The 1,347-nt window shown below is 56.5% G+C and carries 1 protein-coding gene; it reads left to right on the plus strand.

Annotated features, from left to right (window positions below):
* Window positions 1–143: 143 nt before the first annotated feature.
* A complete protein-coding gene (locus ACP7DE_RS27945) occupies window positions 144–1,343 on the plus strand; it encodes an ISL3 family transposase (RefSeq protein ID WP_426075179.1) in 1,200 nt (399 codons plus the stop codon).
* Window positions 1,344–1,347 lie beyond the last annotated feature (4 nt).

A 1,347-nucleotide genomic window follows, 5' to 3' on the forward strand; every position in this document is an offset into this window, starting at 1 on the left:
AAAAAAGGTTCTTCGCGTTTGGTGGGGGAAGATGGACTTGACGTTTTTGCTGGAAGGGGGTGGCAGCGAGGGTTTTGAATTGGTAAATTGATGTCGCCAAACAAAACAATTACCTTACCACTCTCGCCGCCATGTTCAATGTTATGTCGTCCCTTCCATTTTGGGAAGGGTATCTTGTCGATTCCGTCGTCGAACAAGACGATGATTCGCTGCTCATCGTTCTCAATGCCTGTCCGAATGCCGATACACTTTGCGGTAGTTGTCGCCAGCCCTGTGCGCTGGTTCATGAACGGCGCTGGCGACGCATCCGGGACCGGGATATTTTGGACCGGCGGGTTTGGCTGAGGGTGCCAATCCGACGCCTGGACTGCCACCACTGCGATGCTCGCGTCACCGAGCATATCGCTTGGCTGGACCGGCGATCGCGCATGACCCACCGTGTCCGCATCTGGGTCGAGGCGTTGGTACAGCTGCTGCCGATCAAGCACGTTTCCCAATTGACAGGCCTGCACTGGCACACGATCAAGGCCATTGACCAACAGCGGTTAGAACACCTGCACGGCCAGTTCGCGGCCAGCGACGTGCGGCGCCTCGTCATGGATGAATTCGCCTTGCACAAAGGCCATCGCTATGCCACGGTCGTTCTCGATGCTCAACGCATGCGCGTGCTCTGGGTTGGCGAAGGCAATAGCCGGGCGGCCATCCGTCCATTTTTCGAGGCGTTAGGCGCAGAAGGCTGCGCCCAAATCGAGGCCGTGGCGATGGATATGAACACGGCAATGGATCTCGAAGTGCGTGCGCAATGCCTCAACGCTGAAGTCGTCTACGACCTTTTTCACGTCGTTGCGCGCTTTGGCCGTGAGGTAGTCGACCGGGTGCGCGTTGACCAAGCCAACGCGCTGCGCGACGCCCCTAAAGAGCGCCAAGTCATCAAGCGTAGCCGTTGGCTGCTGCTGCGCAATCGCGATAACCTTGATGATGAACATGCTATCAAACTTAACGAACTGCTCGCGGCCAACGCCCCTCTGTCTACAGTCTATTTGCTCAAAACCGAACTCAAGGAAATATGGTTCGCGCCATCCGTTCGCGAGGGTGCGCACCGATGGAAACGGTGGATGCGCCTCGCCCTCGAGAGCGAGATCGCATCGGTGATCCAGTTTGCAAAGCGGCTACGAAAATACGTCCGAGGCATTCTCGCTTCCTCCATCTACCCCATGAACTCGTCCATCCTCGAGGGTGTCAACAACCGCATCAAAGTTATCAAGCGGATGGCTTACGGTTTCCGGGACTCGGCATACTTCTTCCTTAAAATCAAGGATGCGTTCCCCGGCAAAGTGCGATGAACCA

It is taken from the genome of Janthinobacterium sp. DSP2-3-3 (genome assembly GCF_049897325.1).
In the GTDB taxonomy this organism is placed as follows: Bacteria; Pseudomonadota; Gammaproteobacteria; order Burkholderiales; family Burkholderiaceae_D; genus Janthinobacterium.

Coding starts and splice junctions, on each gene's coding strand:
- ACP7DE_RS27945 (WP_426075179.1), top strand. CDS start 144: ATGTCGTCCCTTCCATTTTGGGAAGGGTATCTTGTCGATTCCGTCGTC.